The organism is Variovorax nitratireducens (assembly GCF_051216545.1).
In the GTDB taxonomy this organism is placed as follows: Bacteria; Pseudomonadota; Gammaproteobacteria; order Burkholderiales; family Burkholderiaceae_C; genus Variovorax.
The window spans coordinates 65593-84389 of sequence record NZ_JBPJZO010000004.1 but is presented as its reverse complement, the minus strand read 5'-3'; the positions used below and the strand labels follow the sequence as shown (position 1 = coordinate 84389).

Below are 18797 nucleotides of genomic sequence, written 5' to 3'. Positions count from 1 at the left end.
GAGACAAGGAGCAATCCACCAAGGAGAGCCATCATGTATGAGCGCATTCTTGTTGCTACCGACGGCTCCGACCTGTCCGAACAGGCCGTTACCACCGCGATCGATCTGGCCGTGCTGACCCGGGCCGAGTTGGTTGCCGTTCACGTGATCCGTATCCACGCGCAAAGCTATTTCGAAGGCGCGCTGCTGTTGAGCCAGGAAGAGACACATCGAACGCAGGAGCGGGCGGATCTCGAGGGCCAGCGCGTGGTGGAGGCCGTCAAGGCCCGGGCGCTGACCAAGGGGGTGCGCAACGTGATGCCTGTCACGCTGAAATCGAACCAGATCGCAGAAGCCATCATCGAGGCGGCGAAACAGCACAAGTGCGGCCTGATCGTGATGGCCTCGCACGGCCGTCGTGCCATTCAGCGGCTCCTGATGGGCAGCGAAACGATGCACGTCCTGACGCACTCGCACACGCCGGTGCTGGTGCTGCGGTAGGGGCTGCTCAGAGCTTGATGCCGGCGTCTTTTACCGCCGGGCCCAGCACCCCGACCTGTGCCTTCACGAAGCTGTTGAACTGGGCCACGCTTTCGCCTTTGGCGACGATGCCCAGATCCACCAGCTTCTGTTGAACCGGCGTCATCTCCAGCACCTGGTTGCACGCCGCGTTCAGGCGCGCCACGACATCGGCCGGCATCTTCGCCGGGCCGCTCAGGCCGAAGAAGTTCTCGAGCACCAGCTTGGGCTGGTTCAGTTCCGTCACGGTCGGCACATCCGGCATCAGCGGGGAACGGGCCCGGCTGGTCACGGCCACGGGGGTGAGCTGGCCGCTCTTGAAGAAGGGCACGTAGGCGGTGATCACGTCGATGCCGACGGGAATCGTGCCGGCGATCAGGTCGGTGGTCATCGGTGCGCCACCGCGGTAAGGCACGTGCACCAGATTCATGCCCGTGACCTTCTTCATCAGCTCGCCATGGATATGGCCGACCGAGCCCGGGCCGCCAGACCCGAAATCGAGCTGGCCTTTGCGCGCCTGCGCTTCGATGTCGGCGAAGGTGCGGATGCCGGACGGCTTGCTGGCCATGATGACCAGCGGCGCCGAGCCCAGGTAGGCGATGTGCGTGAAGGCCTCGACCGGGTCGTAGGGTTGCTTCTCGAGCGTGAACGGGCCCAGCGCAATCGGCGTGGTGTTCGACAGCATCAGCACATAGCCGTCCGGCGCGGCCGAAGCCACGGCGGCGCCGCCGATGGTGCCGCCGGCACCCGGCCGGTTGTCGACCACCACGGGCTGGCCCAGCAGCTTGCCGAGTTGCTCGGCCATGACACGCGCCACGATGTCGCTGGCGCCGCCCGGCGGGAAGGTCACGATGATCTTGACCGGCTTGTCGGGCCAGCCGGCGGCGAGGCCCGGCAACGCAAGCGAGCCGGCCACACCGGCGGTCAGGAACTGCAGCGCCGAACGGCGGGTGATGGGGGCGGTGGACACGGTCGGCTCCTTGGAAGTGATGGCGTGAAGTGGCTGCGCCAGGCCCTCGCACAAGCAAGTTGAGTGCCGGCGACAGCCTGGGCCAAGCAGCGAACCAATCTCGCCGTGGCCTAGACTGGCGCGCCGACGACCGGAGAAATCCCATGACGATCGAGATACCCGGCGACGCCCGCAAGGAGGCCATTGCCTCCATCGAACGCTACTTCCGCGAGAACATGGAGGAGCCGATCGGCAACATCGCCGCCGGCGCCCTGCTTGGCTTCTTCCTCGAGGAGATCGGTCCGCTCGTCTACAACCAGGCCGTCACGGAGGTGCAGGAACGACTTCAGGCCCGCGTGTCGGAAATCGACATCGAGATCCACGAGGACGAGTTCCAGTACTGGCGCAAGTACGACGCCGCGCGTCGCAAGAAAACCTGAGCCGGCGCTCAGCGCCCTTTGCGAATCACTGGCTTGGCCTTGCGGCCCGACCCGTTGTCGCGCGGCGGCAGGCCGGTGTGTTGCGTGAGCAGGCGGCCCTTGGTGACGGGTGAGGCCTTGACCGTTTCCACCGACGCGCTCGAATTCTTCTTGCGTGCGCTGGTGTAGCTGCCGTCGGTCAACGGCTGCCAGGTCGGGATCAGGTGGTGCTTGCCGTTGCCGATCAGGTCGGCGCGGCCCATGCTCTTGAGCGCCTCGCGAAGCAGCGGCCAGTTGTTGGCATCGTGATAGCGCAAAAAGGCCTTGTGCAGGCGGCGGCGCTTGTCGCCGCGCACGATGTCCACCGTCTCGCTCTCACGCGTGATCTTGCGCAGCGGGTTCCGGTTGCTGTGGTACATCGCGGTGGCTGTGGCCATCGGGCTCGGGTAGAAGGTTTGCACCTGGTCGGCACGAAAGCCGTTCTTTTTGAGCCAGATCGCGAGGTTCATCATGTCCTCGTCGCTGGTGCCCGGGTGCGCGGCGATGAAGTACGGGATCAGGTACTGCTTCTTGCCGGCCTCGGCGCTGAACTTCTCGAACAGCTGCTTGAACTTGTCGTAGCTGCCGATGCCCGGCTTCATCATCTTGGTGAGCGGGCCCTGCTCGGTGTGCTCGGGCGCGATCTTCAGGTAGCCGCCCACGTGGTGCTGCACCAGCTCTTTCACGTACTCGGGGCTTTGCACGGCCAGGTCGTAGCGCAGGCCGGAACCGATCAGGATTTTCTTGATGCCCCGCAGCGAGCGCGCGCGGCGGTAGATCTTGATGAGCGGGTCGTGGTTGGTGCCGAGGTTCGAACAGATGCCCGGGTACACGCAACTTGGCTTGCGGCAGGCGGCCTCGATCTCGGGGCTCTTGCAACCGAGCCGGTACATGTTGGCTGTCGGGCCGCCGAGGTCGGAGATGGTGCCGGTAAAGCCCTTGACCGAGTCGCGGATGGCCTCGACCTCCTTGATGATCGATTCTTCCGAACGGCTCTGGATGATGCGGCCCTCGTGCTCGGTGATCGAGCAGAAGGTGCAGCCGCCGAAGCAGCCGCGCATGATGTTCACGCTGAAGCGGATCATTTCCCAGGCCGGGATCTTGGTCGCGCCATCGTGGCTGCCGGCCTCGTCGGCATAGCGCGGATGCGGGCTGCGCGCATAGGCCAGGTCGAAGACGTGGTCCATTTCGGCCGTAGTCAGCGGAATCGGCGGCGGGTTGATCCACACGTCGCGTGCGGTCGCGCCCTCGCCATGCGTCTGCACGAGTGCGCGCGCATTGCCGGGGTTGGTTTCGAGGTGCAGCACGCGGTTGGCGTGCGCGTAGAGCACCGGATCGGCACGCACCTGCTCGTAGGACGGCAGGCGGATCACCGAATGCTCGCGCGGCGGCACCTTGATGCGGGCGCGCAGCGCCGGGTTGGGCACGAAGGTCAGCGGCTTGATGGCCTGGTTGACGGATACCGCGGCAACGGCACCCGCCTCGGCGGCCACCGCGACCGCCTCGGCTTCGTCCTCGCGCGCGCAGGTCGCGCCGTTGGCCTTGGCCTGGTCCGACACCATGAGGTACGGATTGACGTGCGCCTCGACGCGGCCGGGTTCGTCCACGCTGGTGGAGTTGATCTCGAACCAGCCTTGCGGCGTTTCACGCCGCACGAACGCGGTGCCGCGCACGTCGGTGATCTGCTGCACCGGCTCTTTCGCGGCCAGCCGGTGCGCGATCTCGACGATGGCGCGCTCGGCATTGCCGTAGAGCAGCAGGTCGCATTTCGAATCGACCACCACCGAGCGGCGCACCTTGTCCGACCAGTAGTCGTAGTGCGCGATGCGGCGCAGGCTGCCTTCGATGCCGCCGAGAATGATCGGCACGTCGTTCCAGGCTTCCTTGCAGCGCTGCGAATAGACGATGGCGGCGCGGTCGGGCCGCTTGCCGCCGACGTCGCCGGGCGTGTAGGCATCGTCGCTGCGGATTTTGCGATCGGCCGTATAGCGGTTGATCATCGAATCCATGTTGCCGGACGTCACGCCGAAGAACAGGTTCGGCTTGCCCAGCGCCTTGAACGGCTCGGCGCTCTGCCAGTCGGGCTGCGCGATGATGCCGACGCGAAAGCCCTGCGCCTCCAGCATGCGGCCGATCACCGCCATGCCAAAGCTGGGGTGGTCGACGTAGGCATCGCCGGTCACCACGATGATGTCGCAGCTGTCCCAGCCGAGTGCTTCCATCTCCTGGCGCGATGTCGGGAGAAATTTCGCCGTGCCGAAGCGGGCCGCCCAGTACTTGCGGTAGCTGGTCAGCGGCTTGGCGGCGCGGTGAAAAAAGGAGACGTCGACGGGGGCGTTCATGGGGGAGCGGTCTGGCGCAATGCAACTGCGCCATGGGGGCCCGTTTCGGGCAACCCGCGATTTTAAGGTTTCAGGCCGACTCTGTCGCCTGCAAGGCCATGCAGCGACGTGGCGATGCCACAGGTAAATAGTTGCCTTTGTCAACTACATTGAATGACAATGGCAACCATGTCGACCGGCCCGCACGCACCCGATGCCGCCGCCGTGAAGGCGGTGCGCCAGTTCAACCGCTTCTACACCGCGCGCATCGGCGCGCTCGGCGGCTACCTCGGCAGCGGGATGCCGCTGACCGACGTGCGCGTGCTCTACGCGCTGGCACACCGCGAAAAACCGGTCGCCAGCGAGATCGGCAAAGCGCTCGGGCTCGACGCCGGCTACCTGAGCCGCATCCTGCGCCGCTTCGACAAGGCGGGCTGGCTCTCACGCCGCCCCCACCCCGCCGATGCCCGCCAGAGCCTGCTGGCACTGACTGAAGCCGGCCACGCCGCTTTCGCACCGCTGCAGCAGCGATCGCGCGACGAGGCCGCCGGACTGCTGGCGCCGCTCGCCGCGGCCGAGCGCCAGCAGTTGGTCGAAGCCATGGCCACCGTGCAGACGCTGCTCGACCCCGAGCGGCCCGCCTCCACGAAACCGGTCACCGCTGTGCTGCGCGACCCGGCGCCCGGAGACATCGGCTGGGTGGTGCAGCAGCACGGCGAAATCTACGCACGCGAGTACGGCTGGAACGCCGAGTTCGAGGGGCTGGTCGCCGACATCGCGGGCCGGTTCCTGCGCAAGTTCCAGCCCGAATGGGAGCGCTGCTGGATCGCCGAACTCAATGGCGAACGGGTCGGCGCCGTGTTCCTGGCGCGCAAGTCGGCCAACACGGCGCAATTGCGCATGCTGATCCTTGCGCCGCAAGCGCGCGGCCTGGGCCTCGGCGGACGCCTCACCGACGAATGCATCGCCTTCGCCCGCCGCAAGGGCTACAAGACGATGGTGCTGTGGACCAACAGCTGCCTTTCCGCCGCGCGCGGCATCTACGCCGCACGCGGCTTCCGCCTCACCAAATCGGAACCCTACGAAGGCTTCGGACAGCAGTTGATCGGCGAAACCTGGACGCTGAAACTCTAGGCGGGCGACCTTAGGGGCGGAAGTTCTTCGCGGAACACCGCGGAACCGGCTCCGCCGGGCCGCCGGTGTTGCCCCCGGCAGGGGGTTGGCGAAGCGGACACGCAGTGCCGCGCAGCCTGGGGGCGAGCAACAATCACTGCATGAACCAGCCGTGGCTCACCACCAGCGACTGTCCGGTCAGCGCGTTGGTCGGGAAGCCCGCGAACAGGAGCGCCACGCGCGCCACGTCGTCGGTGGTGGTGAACTCGCCGTCCACGGTTTCCTTGAGCATCACGTTCTTGATGACCTGTTCTTCGGTGATGCCCAACGTTTTGGCCTGCTCCGGAATCTGCTTTTCGACCAGCGGGGTGCGCACGAAGCCGGGGCAGATGACGTTGGCACGCACGCCGTGCTTCGCGCCCTCTTTCGCGACCGTCTTGCACAGGCCGATCAGGCCGTGCTTGGCCGTGACGTACGGTGCCTTGAGCACCGAAGCCTCTTTCGAGTGCACCGAACCCATGTAGATCACGCTGCCGCCGCGGCCCTGCGCGTACATGTGCTTCAGGCACGCCCGGGTGGTGAGAAACGCGCCGTCGAGGTGGATCGCCAGCATCTTCTTCCAGTCGGCAAAGCTGAACTCGTCGACCGGATGCACGATCTGGATGCCGGCATTGCTGATCAGGATGTCGATGCCGCCGAACGCCGCAGCGGCCTCTTCGACCGCGGCATTGACCTGATCTTCGCTGGTGACGTCGACGCCCACGCCGATGGCCTCGGCGCCCGTCGCCTTGAGTTCAGCGGCGGTGGCATCGGCCGCCGCCTTGTTCAGGTCCGCGATCACGATCTTCGCGCCTTCCTGCGCGAACACGATGGCGATCTCCTTGCCGATGCCGCTGGCCGAGCCGGTGATGAAAGCGACCTTGTCCTTGAGTTGCATGGTGTGTTCCTTGATTGCGGAGGAATGGAGTAAAGCCTAAGGTTTGCTCGGTCTACATCGGCCGCTTGACGCGGATCTGGCCCGGCTCGCCGAGGTCGAAGGTGGTTACGCCGTTGCTCTGCACGTCGCTGCGCAGCGCTTCGGGATGCCCGAGCGTACAGAGCATGTCGCGGGCGCCGGCTTCCCAGTGTTCCTCGACCGTGGCGCGCGAAAACTCATAGTCCTTCGAGTCGCGCTCGTAGGGCTTGTCGCGGTAGATCAGGTGAAAGATGTCGATCGGCTGGTGGGTGAGCTGCGACTGGATCGCTTCCACGCTCGGGTCGTTGCGCAGGCCCGCCGGCAGCTTGTCGATAAGGTCGGCAATGGCCTGCTGCAAGTTCATGTTGGCGGCCAGCGCATCGGTGTTCATGCGGGTGCGGCTCGAGTAGGTGATGTCCTTTTGCCGCTCCATGACTTCCGACAAAGTCGTCGGCAACGGACCGCGCGCATTGAACAGGTCGACCTGCAGCACCACCAGCGCTTCGCTGCGCGGCTGGTTGTCCAGCACGTACTGCAGCGGCGTGTTGGAAACGAGCCCACCGTCCCAGTATTGCTCGCCGTCGACCTCGACGGGCGCGAAGCCCGGTGGCAGCGCGCCGCTGGCCATGATGTGCTCGGGGCCGATCTTCTGCACGGCGTTGTCGAAATAGACCGAATTGCCATTGCGCACATTGACCGCCCCCACGCTCAAGCGCACTTCGCGCGCATTGATGCGATCGAAGTCGACCAGCCGCTCGAGCGTTTCCCTGAGCGGGGATGTGTCGTAGTAGCTCAGCAGCGGTGCGGCGCCGCCGAGCAGGAGCTGCGGCGACACGCGTGGCTTGAAAAAGCCGGGAACGCCGAACAGCGTCGCGAGGTTGGCGCTCCACTGGTTGAGCGTGGCGCGGTCGCCCATCCAGCTCGGCAGCCGTTGCGACGGGCCGGATGACACGAGTTCCCAGAACTCGCGCAGCCGCGCGACGCGCCGCTCAGGTGCGTTGCCCGCAATCAGCGCCGCGTTGATGGCACCGATCGAGACACCCGCGATCCATTGCGGCTGATCCCGATGGCGGCTCAGCGCGTCGTACACGCCGGCCTGGTAGGAGCCCAGCGCGCCGCCGCCCTGCAAGACCAGGGCCTTGCGGGCGAAGCGCATGTCCGGGAGAGCGGGAGAAGCGGGGGAAGCGGGAGAGGAAGCGCGGGTGGGCCGGGAGCTGCGGGAAGGAGGGGTTTTCGTGGACGGCGTGCTCATGCCGTCATTGGACACCAGCCTCCTTTGACCAAGCTGACTTACATCTTCGGCAGCAGCTGCCCGCGGATCTCGCCGGCCGGGTTGGCGGCCGTGTGCACGTTGGCGTACCACTTGCCGGTCATCAGATCCGCCGCTTGCGCCGGGGTGAGCGTGGCCTGCCCTTCAATCGGGCTGGCGGCACTGGCGAACGGCAGCACCACGCCTGCGTTCTCGCCGGCCGAGGCCGGGCCGTGGAAATGCGCCGCCGTGGCCGGGCCGCTCAGGCCGCTGTAGGTGATCTTGTATTTGAGAACGTTGGTGTCCTTGTTGAGCCAGGCCTCGGCCATGCCGCTGCCGCGCGTCATGTTGGGCGGAACCTGGCTCGCCGCGTTCATGGCGCCGCTGAAGCTCGTCGTCTTGGACGCGCCCATCATTCCGCAGCCTGCGAGCGCGACGGTGGCGATACCGGCCACAAGGGAAGCACGCAGCAAAGTGCCGTATTGGTTCATGGTGTTGACTCCTTCAATGTTGAACCGGATCAGCATAGGCCCGCGTTGCCGCGCCGTCATGTCGGCCACTGCCGCGACTTGGCGCTGCACGTATCCGCCCGGCCCGGCCCATAATCGTGCCCATGCCTCCAGCCCCCGCCGGGACGGCCTTACCGGCCGAACTTGCCCGCCCCGAATCTCCACGCGACCTGTTTCTCTCTTTCACCTGGCTGGCCCTGCAGGGTTTCGGCGGCGTGCTGGCCGTGGTGCAGCGCGAAATGGTCGAAAAGAAGCGCTGGCTCAGCCCCGACCAGTTTCTCGAAGACTGGGCCGTGGCGCAGGTGCTGCCCGGCCCCAACGTGGTCAACCTGTCGCTGATGATCGGCGACCGATACTTCGGCCTGCGTGGCGCTATTGCCGCGGTGGCCGGCATGCTCACCGTGCCCCTGTTCGTGATCCTCGCGCTGGCCTTGCTCTATGCGCAGTACGCCGGCCATCCGCAGGTGGCGGGCGCGCTGCGCGGCATGGGCGCAGTGGCAGGCGGCCTGATCGCTGCGACCGGCATCAAGCTGGTACCGCAGTTGCGCCGGCACCCGCTGGGGTTCGGCGTGTGCCTCGCGTTCGTTGCCGTCGTCGCCATCGCAATCGCAGGTTTGCGCTGGCCCCTGTTGTGGGTGCTGCTGGCTTTCGGGGGCGCGGCCTGCGCGTGGACCTGGCGAAAGATCCCGGCATGACCTTCGTGATGCACTGGCAGGATTGGCTGGGCCTGTTCGCGCAGTACCTGATGCTGTCGCTGCTTTCGATCAGCGGCGCCATCACCACCGTGCCCGACATGCACCGCTACCTGGTGGTCGAACATGGCTGGCTCAGCGACGCGCAGTTCACCTCTTCGGTGGCCATCGCGCAGGCCGCCCCGGGGCCCAACGTGCTGTTCGTCGCGCTGATGGGATGGAACGTCGGCATCAACGCCGGTGGCGGCATCGGCGCCGGCTGGCATGCCTGGGCGCTCGGCCTGTTCGGCCTCATGACCACGATGGTCGGCATCATGCTGCCGAGCACCACCCTCACCTACCTCGCGACGCGCTGGGGCCATCGCAACCGCGACCGGCGCGGCGTGCGCGCCTTCAAACAGGGCATGGCACCGATCGTGATCGGCCTGCTGATCGCCACCGGCTGGGTGCTGGCCAACGGCAACCATGCCGTCGGCGTGCCGAACTGGCACCTCTGGCTGGTCAGCGGTGTTGCCGCGCTGGTGGTGTGGCGCACCCGTATCCATCTGCTCTGGCTACTCGGCGCGGGTGCGACGCTGGGCGCCCTCGGCTTTGTTTGAACTTCGAAAGGACATCGTCTTGCAACTCCGCGCCCTCGGCCGCTCCGGCCTTCAAGTCTCTCCGCTGGCCTTCGGCGGCAACGTGTTCGGCTGGACGGTCGATGAAGCGTTGTCGTTCCGCCTGCTCGACGCCTGGCTCGACGCCGGCTTCAACTTCATCGACACCGCCGACGTGTACTCGAGCTGGGTGCCCGGCCACGGTGGCGGCGAATCCGAAACCATCATCGGCAAATGGCTGCGCCAGAGCGGCAAGCGCAACCAGGTGGTGCTGGCCACCAAGGTCGGCAAGCCGATGGGCGAAGGCAAGACCGGTCTCGCGCCGGCGTACATCCGCGCGGCCGTGGACGCGTCGCTGCAGCGCCTGAAGACTGACCACATCGACCTGTACCAGTCGCACGACGACGACCCGAATACGCCGATGGAAGACTCGCTCGGCGCCTTCGCCGAACTGATCAAGGCCGGCAAGGTGCGCGCCATCGGCGCCTCGAACTTCACGGCGCCTCGGCTGGCCGAGGCGCTCGACGTGTCGGACCGGCTCGGACTGCCGCGCTACGAAAGCCTGCAGCCGCTCTACAACCTGTACGACCGCGCGGTGTTCGAAGAGGCGCTGGAGCCGCTGTGCCTGGCGCGCGGCGTGGGTGTGATCAACTTCTATGCGCTGGCCGCAGGCTTCCTCACCGGCAAATACCGCAGCGCGGCCGATGCCGGCAAGAGCCAGCGCGGCGCGAACACGACGAAGAAGTACCTCAACGCGCGCGGCCTGCGCATCCTCGACGCGCTCGACCAGGTGGCCGGCGCGCTCGGCGCGAAGCCCGGGCAGGTCGCCATCGCCTGGCAGATCGCGCGCCCGGCGATCACGGCGCCGATCGCGAGCGCAACCTCCATGCAACAGCTCGAAGAACTGGTGGCAGCGGCACAGCTCCAGCTCCCCCCCGAATCGATTGCGCTGCTCGACGCCGCCAGCGCCGAAATCGCCAAGGCCAGACAGTAGGCACATTCCCACAGCAACTGGCGACGCTCGCCGGGTCGTGCCGCTGCCGGGTTCCGGATACTTCAGCGCATCACAGTTCCTGGAGAAAAACGATGTCTTTCGCGCTCTACATGGTCGGGTTTCTGATCTTTATGGCCGGCGTTATCTGGGGCGCCTCGGTCGCCGGCGTGCCTACGCTCTACATCGGCATCGGCGCGCTGATCATTCTCGGTCTCGGCATCTTCAGTGCAGTGAGCCGTACGCGGAGCAAGGATCCATCCTGATCGATCCGCTCGCGCTGCCCACCCTCGAGGACTTCGCCGAGCTGTAGGTCGATGTGCGGCTAGCGGATGTTCGTCGGGGTTGGCGTCTTTCGCATTCAGCCGCCGCGCTGGCGCAGAGCTTCGTAGAGGCAGACGCCGCTGGCCACCGAGACGTTAAGGCTTTCCACCGCACCCGCCATCGGGATGCTGATGAGCTCGTCGCAGGTTTTGCGCGTGAGTTGGCGCATGCCCTCGCCTTCGGCCCCCAGGACCAGCGCCACGGCGCGCTTCAGGTCGCACTGATAAAGCGTGCGGGGCGCGTCGTCACTGGTGCCGACGCACCAGATGTCGCGTTCCTTGAGTTCGCCGAGCGTGCGCGCGAGGTTGGTCACCATGAAGTACGGCACGGTTTCGGCCGCGCCGCTCGCGACCTTGGCCACGGTGGCGTTGATGCCGGCCGCGTGATCCTTCGGCGCGATCACCGCGTGCGCGCCCGCGCCGTCGGCCACGCGCAGGCAGGCGCCGAGGTTGTGCGGGTCGGTCACGCCGTCGAGCACCAGCAGCAGCGGCACGGTGCCCGCCGCTTCGAGGCCTTCGAGCAGTTCGTCGAGCGAGTGGGTTTGCGCCATCGGCTCCACGCGCGCAGCCACGCCCTGGTGCCCGTGGCTGCCGGCCAGCTTGGCAATGCGCAGCGCGTCGGCTTCGACCAGCCGCACGCCGGCGTCCTGCGCACGGGCGATGAACTGCTTCATGCGCGCATCGCGCCGGCTCACATCGAACAACACCTCGAGCACCGATTGCGGCGCGGTCTTGATGCGCACGCCTACGGCATGGAAGCCGAAAATCACTTTGGGGGAAGACATGCGGGGATTATCCGCGGGCCTGCTCAGGCGATTGGCAGTTCGCTCTGCGCGCGGGGCACATGCGCGTAGACCTTGTCGACGCCGAGCTGCCTGAAGCACTCGGCCACCACGGGATCCGCCGGCGCGAAGGTGCAGTGCATGGCCAGCAGGCGAAAGCCGGCCGGCGTTCGGTAGATGCGCTAGTGCGCCGCACCGTGATCTAGCGCCCCCCGACACGCTGCTGGGTTCGCCCCTCGGCCCAGTGCGCGGGAATGATCATGGACTTGCGACGCGGCCTGCCTCGATCGTGATGCGGCGCTCGCACCGCGCCGCGATGCCGCGGTCGTGCGTCACGAGCACGAGCGTGGTGCCGAGTTCGCGGTTCAGGTCGAACATCAGTTCCATCACCTGCTCGCCGGTGGCGAAGTCGAGGCTGCCGGTGGGCTCATCGGCCAGCAGCAAGGCCGGCTGCACGACGAAGGCGCGGGCCAGCGCCACGCGCTGCTGCTCGCCGCCCGACAGCACCTTGGGATAGTGGCCGAGCCGCTGGCCCAGGCCGACGCGGCCGAGCATTTCGGTGGCCGCCTTGCGTGCGTCTCTCCGGTCGGCCAGTTCGAGCGGCAGCATCACGTTTTCGAGCGCGCTGAGGTTTGCCAGCAGTTGGAAGCTCTGAAACACGAAGCCGACCTTCTGCGCGCGCAGCGCGGCACGGTCGTCTTCATCGATGGCGAAGATGTCGGCACCGGCCAGCCTGACCGTGCCGCGCGTCGGCGTGTCGAGTCCGGCAACGATCGACAGGAGCGTGCTCTTGCCCGAGCCGGAGGCGCCGACGATGGCGGCGGTCTCCCTGGCACCGAGGGTGAAATCGATGTCCTGCAAAATGTCCAGCGTACCGGTCGAGTCGGTGACGGACTTGAAAACATGTTCGACGGCAACGATCTGCTCGGCTCGGGGTGCGGACATTGAAAGGCTCTCGTTTTGAATCGCAGACACTTTATCTCGACTGCCACGCTGGCCATCGCGGCGGGTCTTCCGGGCGCCGCCGCGTGGGCCCAATCGGGCACCGGGCCCACGGTGCTGATCATGGGCGACTCGCTCAGTGCCGAGTACGGCCTGAAGCGCGGCGAAGGCTGGGTTGCGCTGCTTGAGCAGCGGCTGGCCAAGGAAAAGATTCCTGCGCGCATCGTCAACGCCAGCATCAGCGGTGAGACCACGGCCGGCGGCAAGTCACGCCTTGCTGCCTTGCTGAACCAGCACAAGCCGGACACTGTGGTGATCGAACTCGGCGCGAACGATGCGTTGCGCGGCCTGCCCGTCACGCAGACGCAGGCGAATCTTGCAGCCATGGTCGACGCCTCGAAAGCCGCAGGCGCCAAGGTGCTGATCGTCGGTATCCAGGTGCCGCCGAACTACGGCATGGCCTACCTCAACAGCTTCTCGAAGATCTTCGCGAGCGTGAGCACGATCAGCAAGGTGCCGATGGTGCCGTTCATGCTCAAGGGCGTGGCCGATGGGCCGGACGCGACGGCGATGTTCCAGGCCGACCGGATTCACCCCGTCGCCGCGGCGCATCCGCGCATCCTCGACAACATCTGGCCGGAACTGCGGAAGCTGCTCAAATAAAAAGCCGCCCCTGCACCCGGCAGGCGGCGGCTTCGGTCGGAAAGGTGCAGCAGTGTCGGCTCAGCCGTTCTTCGTCGGCAGCAACGGCACGATCGGCGCGTCGCGCTCGAGCGAGGCCACGTCGGTTTCCGGGTCGCCCGGCATCAGGCCTTCGCTGCTCGGGCCCAGCTTGCGATTGGCCTTGTCGCGCAGCTTTTCTTCCTTCTTCTTTTTCTTGGCCAGTTCTTTCTGACGCTTCTCGTATCCGTAGTTGGGTGCGGCCATGTTGCTCCTGATGCGCGCCCCGGAAGCGGGGCAAAATCTGCACCCCACTGTAAGCGATAAAGGACAGCGCGAAAACGCGCCGGCGAGGCGTCAGGACGCCATGCCGTCGAGCGCCTGCGCAAGGTCGGCCTGAAGGTCGGAAACCGCTTCCAGTCCGATCGAGAAACGCACCAGCGTACCCTTGTGCGGCCAGCGCGCCACGCTGGCGTCGCGCATCAGGCCGATGTCGTAAGGCACCACCAGGCTGATCGGGCCGCCCCAGGAATAGCCGAGCCGGAACAGCTTCAGGCCGTCGCAGAAGCGGTCGACCTGCTCGCTGCTGAAGCGCTCGTCGAACACCACCGAGAACAGCCCCGCGGCCAGGTCGGCGGCACCGCAGAGTGCGCGCCAGTTGGCGTGGCCCGGCGAGCCAGCGACGGCCGGATGCAGCACCTGGACGATCTCGTCGCGCGCGCCGAGCCAACGCGCCAGCTCGCGCGCGGCGCGGTCGTGCGCCGTGTAGCGCAGCGCAATGCTTGGCAACGACCGCAGCAGCGTCTCTACATCGCCGACGCCCACGCCGATACCCATGCGCATGTGCGTGAGCTTGAGCGCCTGGTGCAGACGCCCGTCGTCGTGGGTGACCACGCTGCCCATCAGCACGTCGCCGCCGCCGCTCGGGTACTTGGTGAGGGCGTGCACCGACACGTCCACGCCCTGCCCCGTTCCGTTGAAATCGAAGGGCGCGAAGGCCAGGCCGGCGCCCCAGGTGTTGTCGAGCGCGGTGATGACGCCGCGCGCGCGGCAGATGCCGACCAGCGCCGGCAGGTCTGGAAACTCCATCGTCACCGAGCCCGCCGCCTCCACCCACACGAGTTTGGTGCGTTCCGACAGCTTGGCCGCCAGATCGCCGGGGTTCATCGGGTCGTAGCTGCGGTGCGTGATGCCGAAGTTGGCCAGCTCGCCCGCCGCCAGCGCCTTGTTCGGGCCATAGGCGTTGTCGGGCAGGAGCACCTCGTCGCCGGTCTTCAGGAAGGCGAAACACACCAGCGAGATGGCGGCCAGGCCGCTCGGCACCAGCAGGCACTGGGTACCGCCTTCGAGGGTGGCCAGCCGCTCTTCAAGCGTGAAGGTGGTCGGCGTGCCATGCAAGCCGTAGGTATAACCGGCCTTGGTCTTCCAGTCGCGAGCGCGCATCGCGGCGACGTCGGCAAAGAACACGGTCGAGGCTTTGTAGACGCCGGGCTGTGGTGCCGCGAACCTGGCGGGCGGCTGGTAGGGGTGATGAATGAGATCGGTGATGGGTTGATGGCGCATGCCGCCAATGCTAGCTGCACAAGGCAGCACGTTGCCGGCAGAGGGGGCTTGGGCTGGCGCTGGCGACTGGCGTTCGGGGCAGGCCAAGGGGCTCTGCGCTTGAGGTGGGCCGATGGGGGCTCGGCGTTCGGGCTCGGCGTTCGGGCTCGGCGTTCGGGCTCGGCGTTCGGGGCGGGCCGCTGGCGGCGGGTGGCCCCTTCCGCGAATGTCCCCCGGGCTTCGCCCTCCTCCTTTATTTCGCTGCAGGGGCCACCCACCACCATCGGCCTTGGGCACGCTCTGCATGTTCAGCGCGAACAGTCACGCTGCGTCCAGGATCAGGGCGGTGGGGCACGCTGCGCAGCGAAATAAAGGAGGAGGCCGCAGGCCGGGGGACATTCGCGGAGCAGCGTGCCCCACCGCCCTGATCCCGCCCCGGAACCTCCGCGCCCCGATCCCGCCTCAGAACCTAAGCGCCCCCGGGAAGCTGAGCGCTCAAATCAACGCTGGATCGAAATCTTCGATGCAAGACCGTATGCCTTCAATTTTCCCCAAGACACCGCACCGTCAGTGCCCGCAGAATCGGGCCTTCCTTGCCGCGAACGGAGTGTTGCCATGGCCATCATTCATGAACTCTTTCCCTACCTCTGCGTGCACGACACGGCCGCTGCCATCGCCTTCTACGGCAAAGTGTTCGGCGTTACCGAGAAATTCCGGCTCACCGAACCGACCGGCCGCATCGGCCATGCCGAACTCGACTTCGGCAGCGGCGGCACCCTGATGTTGTCGGACGAGTTTCCTGAATACGATATCCGCGGCGCCCGCAGCATCGGCGCCACGCCAGTGACGCTGCACCTGCATGTGGACGATGCCGACGCCGTGATCGGGCGCGCCATCGAGGCCGGCGCCACGCTGCAGATGGCGGCGCAAGACCAGTTCTACGGCGAACGCTCGGGCAGCTTCATCGACCCGTTCGGCCACCGCTGGAACATCGGGCATAGCATCGAAGACATCTCGCCGGAGGAGATGCAGCGGCGCTACACCGCCATGCTCACACCGACCACTTCTCGATGAGCTTCTCGACCCCCAGGGTGTCGTAACCTTCGAAGGGCTGGTGAATCCACGGATCGGTCGGCAGGAACTCGACCGAGTAGTCGGGCGTGAACGTCGACAACGCCTTGGTCCAGATCACGGCAGTGCGCAGCTCGGTGATCGGCTTGTACTGGGTGCGCAGCATGTCGACCACCGCATGCAGCGTGTGGCCGGAGTCGGCCAGGTCGTCCACCAGCAGTACCTTGCCGGCAATCTCGCCCTTGGGCGTGGTGATGAAGCGCGCGATGTCCAGATGGCCCTGCACGGTGCCCGCATCGGCCCGGTAGGAGCTGGTCGACATGATTGCCAACGGCTTGGAGAAGATGCGCGAGAGCATGTCGCCCGGGCGCATGCCGCCGCGCGCCAGGCACAGGATGTTGTCGAACTCCCAGCCCGACTGATGCACCTTGATCGCGAGCTTCTCGATCAGGTTGTGGTACTCGTCATAGCTCACGTAGAGGTGCTTGCCGTCTTCGGTCAACATGCGTGGATTCCTTCGGTCTTTACTCATTCGTGAAACACCGCGGAACCGGCTTTGCCGGCCCGCTGGTGTTGCCCCCGGAAGGGAGTTGGCGGCCACACGAAGTGGGCAAGCCTGGGGGAGAGCCTAATCCGCAAGGTACGGGTGCCGCATCATGATCGTGTGATCACGATCCGGGCTGGTCGACACCATGTGGATCGGCACGCCCGTGACCTGCTCGATGCGTTGCAGATAGAGCCGCGCGTTGACCGGCAGCTTGTCGTATTGCGTGACGCCGACCGTGCTTTCGGTCCAGCCTTCAAGCGTTTCGTAGATCGGCGTGCAGCGCTCGATTTCGTCCGCGCCCATCGGCAGGATGTCGGTGATCTCGCCATCGAGTTCGTAACCGGTGCAGAGCTCCAGCTTTTCCAGGCCGTCGAGCACGTCAAGCTTGGTGATGCACAGGCCCGAGAGGCCATTGACCTGCGCCGAGCGCTTGAGCAGCGCCGCGTCGAACCAGCCGCAACGGCGGCTGCGCCCGGTGGTCACGCCCTTCTCGGCGCCCACGGTGCTCATGTGATAGCCGGGCGTGCCGGGCTTCTCCCAGTCGAGCTCGGTCGGGAACGGGCCGCCGCCCACGCGCGTGCAATAGGCCTTGGTGATGCCCAGGATGTAGTGCAGCATGCCCGGGCCCACGCCCGAACCGGCGGCCGCATTGCCGGCCACGCAGTTGCTGGACGTGACATACGGATAGGTGCCGTGGTCGACGTCGAGCAGCGTGCCCTGCGCGCCTTCGAATAGCAGGTTGGCGCCGTTGCGGTGCGCATCGTTGAGTTCGCGCGATACGTCGGCCATCATCGGCTTGAGCAGTTCGGCATGGCGCATGGCTTCTTCGAACACCATGTCGAAGTCGATGGCCGAGGCGCTCAGCACCTGCGTCAGCACATGGTTGTGCAGGTCGAGCAGCACCCGCAACTTGGCGGCAAAGCGCTCCGGGTGCTTCAGATCCTGCACGCGCAGTGCGCGGCGCGCGATCTTGTCTTCATAGGCCGGGCCGATGCCGCGACCGGTGGTGCCGATCTTCTCGACCCCGCCCTTCTCGCGGTAGTTCTCGCGCGCGATGTCGAGCGCGGCATGGAACGGCAGGATCAGCGGGCAGGCTTCGCTGATGCGCAAGCGCGAACGAACCTCGACGCCGGCCTTCTCGAGCCCCTCGATTTCTTCGAACAGCTTGCCGGCCGACAGCACCACGCCGTTGCCGATGTAGCACTTGACGCCCGGACGCATGATGCCGCTGGGGATCAGATGCAGTGCCGTCTTCACGCCGTTGATGACGAGCGTGTGGCCCGCGTTGTGGCCGCCCTGGAAGCGCACCACGCCCTGGGCGCTTTCGGTCAGCCAGTCGACCAGTTTGCCCTTGCCCTCGTCGCCCCACTGGGTGCCTACGACGACCACGTTTCTTCCGGTGGTAACGCTCATGTCTACTCGCTTCTCAAACAGAAATTCAGATGGCTTTGACGGTCCATTGACCGGCACGCTCGACGAGCTCGCGGTCGCAATGGAACTCGTCGATCTCGCTGTCATGGCCGGGCAGCACGCAGACCACGGTTTCGCCCTGCCGGCGCAGCGACGCGATCGCGTCGCGCAGGCCGGTGGCATCGCTCCAGGGCGCACGCACCGCGGCGCGCAGGGGCCGGGCCGGCAGCACTTCGACCAGTTCGCGCAGATCCAGGCTGAAGCCGACGGCCGGCCGGTTGCGGCCGAACACGGCGCCGACTTCGTCGTAGCGGCCGCCGCGCACCAGCGCATCGGCCGCGCCTTCGACGTAAATGCCGAAGCGCATGCCGCTGTAATAGGCATAGCCGCGCAGATCCGACAGGTCGAAGCTCACATTGGCGCCGCGCAGGCGGGTGGCGAGCTGGCGCAGATCGTTCAGCGCCTCGCGCACGGCAGGCGATCCCTTGAGCGCCTTTTCAGCCTCGGCGAGCACCGCCGCATCGCCGTAGAGCTGCACCAGCGCGAGCAGGCCTTCGCGTGCGGCCACGGGGAAGTCTCGCGTCAACGCGCGCAGTTCGCTGCTGTCCTTGGTGGCAAGTGCCGCATGCACGCGCGCCAGCACCGGGGCGTCGACCGGCACGTCGGCGAGCAGCGAATGCACGATGCGGGCATCGGCCAGATCGACCAGCACCCCCTCGCCCACACCGGCGGCGCGCAAGCAGTCGAGCGCCAGCAACAGGGTTTCGGTATCGGCCTCGAGGCCGGCGTGGCCGTAGATTTCTGCGCCGAACTGCAGCGGCTCGCGCGTGGCGTGTGGTCGATCCGGCCGGGTGTGGATCACCGGGCCGCAGTAGCAGAGCCGGGCCACGCCGCGCCGGTTCAGCAGGTGCGCATCGATACGCGCCACCTGCGGCGTGGTGTCGGCGCGCAGGCCCATCGTGCGGCCCGAGAGCTGGTCGACCAGTTTGAAAGTTTGCAGGTCGAGCGCCTCGCCGGTGCCGGAAAGCAGCGATTCCAGGTGCTCGAGCATCGGCGGCATCACCAGCTCGTAGCCATAGCCACGGGCGGTGTCGAGCAGCTGACGGCGAAGTTCTTCGATGTGGCGCGCCTCTGAAGGCAGCACATCGGCAATGTGATCCGGGAGGACCCAAGCGGACATGGGAAAAGG

At 66.5% G+C, this 18797-nt stretch carries 21 protein-coding genes; 9 read left to right on the top strand and 12 right to left on the bottom strand.

The genetic code is table 11. The features are described 5' to 3' along the window. Nucleotides 1–33 precede the first annotated feature (33 nt). Nucleotides 34–480, top strand: coding sequence for a universal stress protein (locus tag ACSFA8_RS12505; RefSeq protein WP_435479841.1), 447 nt, complete (start codon nucleotides 34–36; stop codon nucleotides 478–480). Nucleotides 481–487: 7 nt separating this feature from the next. Here ACSFA8_RS12505 and ACSFA8_RS12500 read toward each other — a convergent pair whose 3' ends face one another. Continuing rightward, nucleotides 488–1468, bottom strand: coding sequence for a Bug family tripartite tricarboxylate transporter substrate binding protein (locus ACSFA8_RS12500; RefSeq protein ID WP_435479840.1), 981 nt, complete (start codon nucleotides 1466–1468; stop codon nucleotides 488–490). A gap of 143 nt (nucleotides 1469–1611) precedes the next feature. On the opposite strand from ACSFA8_RS12500, the gene ACSFA8_RS12495 reads away from it, so the two are divergent. Further along, nucleotides 1612–1887: a DUF2164 domain-containing protein gene (locus ACSFA8_RS12495; RefSeq protein ID WP_435479839.1), complete on the top strand. Its 276-nt coding sequence runs from the start codon at nucleotides 1612–1614 to the stop codon at nucleotides 1885–1887. 8 nt (nucleotides 1888–1895) lie between these two features. Here the strand turns inward: ACSFA8_RS12495 and ACSFA8_RS12490 are convergent, their stop codons facing one another. Continuing rightward, nucleotides 1896–4247 carry a YgiQ family radical SAM protein gene (locus ACSFA8_RS12490; RefSeq protein ID WP_435479838.1) on the bottom strand — a complete coding sequence of 784 codons (2352 nt, stop codon included), beginning with the start codon at nucleotides 4245–4247 and terminating at the stop codon, nucleotides 1896–1898. 153 nt (nucleotides 4248–4400) lie between these two features. Here ACSFA8_RS12490 and ACSFA8_RS12485 point away from each other — a divergent pair, with 153 nt between their 5' ends. Beyond that, the gene (locus ACSFA8_RS12485; RefSeq protein WP_435479837.1) at nucleotides 4401–5360 is read left to right on the top strand and encodes a bifunctional helix-turn-helix transcriptional regulator/GNAT family N-acetyltransferase; all 960 of its coding nucleotides are present in this window, start codon (nucleotides 4401–4403) and stop codon (nucleotides 5358–5360) included. 133 nt (nucleotides 5361–5493) lie between these two features. On the opposite strand, the gene ACSFA8_RS12480 is transcribed toward ACSFA8_RS12485, so the two are convergent. From ACSFA8_RS12480 to ACSFA8_RS12470, 3 genes are all read right to left on the bottom strand, one after another. Further along, nucleotides 5494–6276 carry a 3-hydroxybutyrate dehydrogenase gene (locus ACSFA8_RS12480; RefSeq protein ID WP_435479836.1) on the bottom strand — a complete coding sequence of 261 codons (783 nt, stop codon included), beginning with the start codon at nucleotides 6274–6276 and terminating at the stop codon, nucleotides 5494–5496. Between the two features lie 52 nt (nucleotides 6277–6328). Next, nucleotides 6329–7450, bottom strand: a complete 1122-nt coding sequence (locus ACSFA8_RS12475) for a patatin-like phospholipase family protein (RefSeq protein WP_435479835.1) — start codon at nucleotides 7448–7450, stop codon at nucleotides 6329–6331. A gap of 134 nt (nucleotides 7451–7584) precedes the next feature. Then, nucleotides 7585–8034 carry a CHRD domain-containing protein gene (locus ACSFA8_RS12470; protein WP_435479834.1) on the bottom strand — a complete coding sequence of 150 codons (450 nt, stop codon included), beginning with the start codon at nucleotides 8032–8034 and terminating at the stop codon, nucleotides 7585–7587. A gap of 122 nt (nucleotides 8035–8156) precedes the next feature. On the opposite strand from ACSFA8_RS12470, the gene ACSFA8_RS12465 reads away from it, so the two are divergent. From ACSFA8_RS12465 to ACSFA8_RS12450, 4 genes are all read left to right on the top strand, one after another. Beyond that, complete coding sequence (locus ACSFA8_RS12465; protein WP_435479833.1) at nucleotides 8157–8747, top strand: chromate transporter; 591 nt, start codon at nucleotides 8157–8159, stop codon at nucleotides 8745–8747. Beyond that, nucleotides 8744–9343: a chromate transporter gene (locus ACSFA8_RS12460; protein ID WP_435479832.1), complete on the top strand. Its 600-nt coding sequence runs from the start codon at nucleotides 8744–8746 to the stop codon at nucleotides 9341–9343. The genes ACSFA8_RS12465 and ACSFA8_RS12460 overlap by 4 nt, the downstream gene beginning before the upstream one ends. A 19-nt stretch (nucleotides 9344–9362) precedes the next feature. After that, nucleotides 9363–10334 carry an aldo/keto reductase gene (locus tag ACSFA8_RS12455; RefSeq protein ID WP_435479831.1) on the top strand — a complete coding sequence of 324 codons (972 nt, stop codon included), beginning with the start codon at nucleotides 9363–9365 and terminating at the stop codon, nucleotides 10332–10334. 92 nt (nucleotides 10335–10426) lie between these two features. Continuing rightward, a complete protein-coding gene (locus ACSFA8_RS12450) occupies nucleotides 10427–10597 on the top strand; it encodes a hypothetical protein (protein ID WP_286543041.1) in 171 nt (56 codons plus the stop codon). 95 nt (nucleotides 10598–10692) lie between these two features. On the opposite strand, the gene rlmB is transcribed toward ACSFA8_RS12450, so the two are convergent. Together rlmB and ACSFA8_RS12440 are read right to left on the bottom strand one after the other, a co-directional pair. Continuing rightward, complete coding sequence (gene rlmB, locus ACSFA8_RS12445) at nucleotides 10693–11439, bottom strand: 23S rRNA (guanosine(2251)-2'-O)-methyltransferase RlmB (RefSeq protein ID WP_435479830.1); 747 nt, start codon at nucleotides 11437–11439, stop codon at nucleotides 10693–10695. A 255-nt stretch (nucleotides 11440–11694) separates the two neighbouring features. After that, nucleotides 11695–12381: an ABC transporter ATP-binding protein gene (locus ACSFA8_RS12440; RefSeq protein WP_435479829.1), complete on the bottom strand. Its 687-nt coding sequence runs from the start codon at nucleotides 12379–12381 to the stop codon at nucleotides 11695–11697. A gap of 15 nt (nucleotides 12382–12396) precedes the next feature. Between ACSFA8_RS12440 and ACSFA8_RS12435 the strand changes: the two genes are divergently transcribed. Further along, nucleotides 12397–13041 (top strand): arylesterase, encoded by a 645-nt coding sequence (locus ACSFA8_RS12435; RefSeq protein WP_435479828.1) that lies wholly within the window; start codon nucleotides 12397–12399, stop codon nucleotides 13039–13041. Between the two features lie 60 nt (nucleotides 13042–13101). Here the strand turns inward: ACSFA8_RS12435 and ACSFA8_RS12430 are convergent, their stop codons facing one another. Then, nucleotides 13102–13305 carry a hypothetical protein gene (locus tag ACSFA8_RS12430; RefSeq protein ID WP_435479827.1) on the bottom strand — a complete coding sequence of 68 codons (204 nt, stop codon included), beginning with the start codon at nucleotides 13303–13305 and terminating at the stop codon, nucleotides 13102–13104. Nucleotides 13306–13395: 90 nt separating this feature from the next. Continuing rightward, nucleotides 13396–14601: a PLP-dependent transferase gene (locus ACSFA8_RS12425; protein WP_435479826.1), complete on the bottom strand. Its 1206-nt coding sequence runs from the start codon at nucleotides 14599–14601 to the stop codon at nucleotides 13396–13398. A gap of 594 nt (nucleotides 14602–15195) precedes the next feature. Here ACSFA8_RS12425 and ACSFA8_RS12420 point away from each other — a divergent pair. Then, nucleotides 15196–15654, top strand: coding sequence for a VOC family protein (locus ACSFA8_RS12420; protein WP_435479825.1), 459 nt, complete (start codon nucleotides 15196–15198; stop codon nucleotides 15652–15654). On the opposite strand, the gene ACSFA8_RS12415 is transcribed toward ACSFA8_RS12420, so the two are convergent. The 3 genes from ACSFA8_RS12415 to ACSFA8_RS12405 form a co-directional block, all read right to left on the bottom strand. After that, on the bottom strand, nucleotides 15632–16156 hold the full coding sequence (locus tag ACSFA8_RS12415; protein ID WP_286543028.1) for a phosphoribosyltransferase: 525 nt from the start codon (nucleotides 16154–16156) through the stop codon (nucleotides 15632–15634). The two genes, ACSFA8_RS12420 and ACSFA8_RS12415, sit on opposite strands and share 23 nt — an antisense overlap. 123 nt (nucleotides 16157–16279) lie before the next feature. Continuing rightward, on the bottom strand, nucleotides 16280–17611 hold the full coding sequence (locus tag ACSFA8_RS12410) for an adenylosuccinate synthase (protein WP_435479824.1): 1332 nt from the start codon (nucleotides 17609–17611) through the stop codon (nucleotides 16280–16282). Nucleotides 17612–17636: 25 nt separating this feature from the next. After that, nucleotides 17637–18788, bottom strand: coding sequence for an ATP phosphoribosyltransferase regulatory subunit (locus tag ACSFA8_RS12405; RefSeq protein ID WP_435479823.1), 1152 nt, complete (start codon nucleotides 18786–18788; stop codon nucleotides 17637–17639). Nucleotides 18789–18797: the final 9 nt, after the last annotated feature.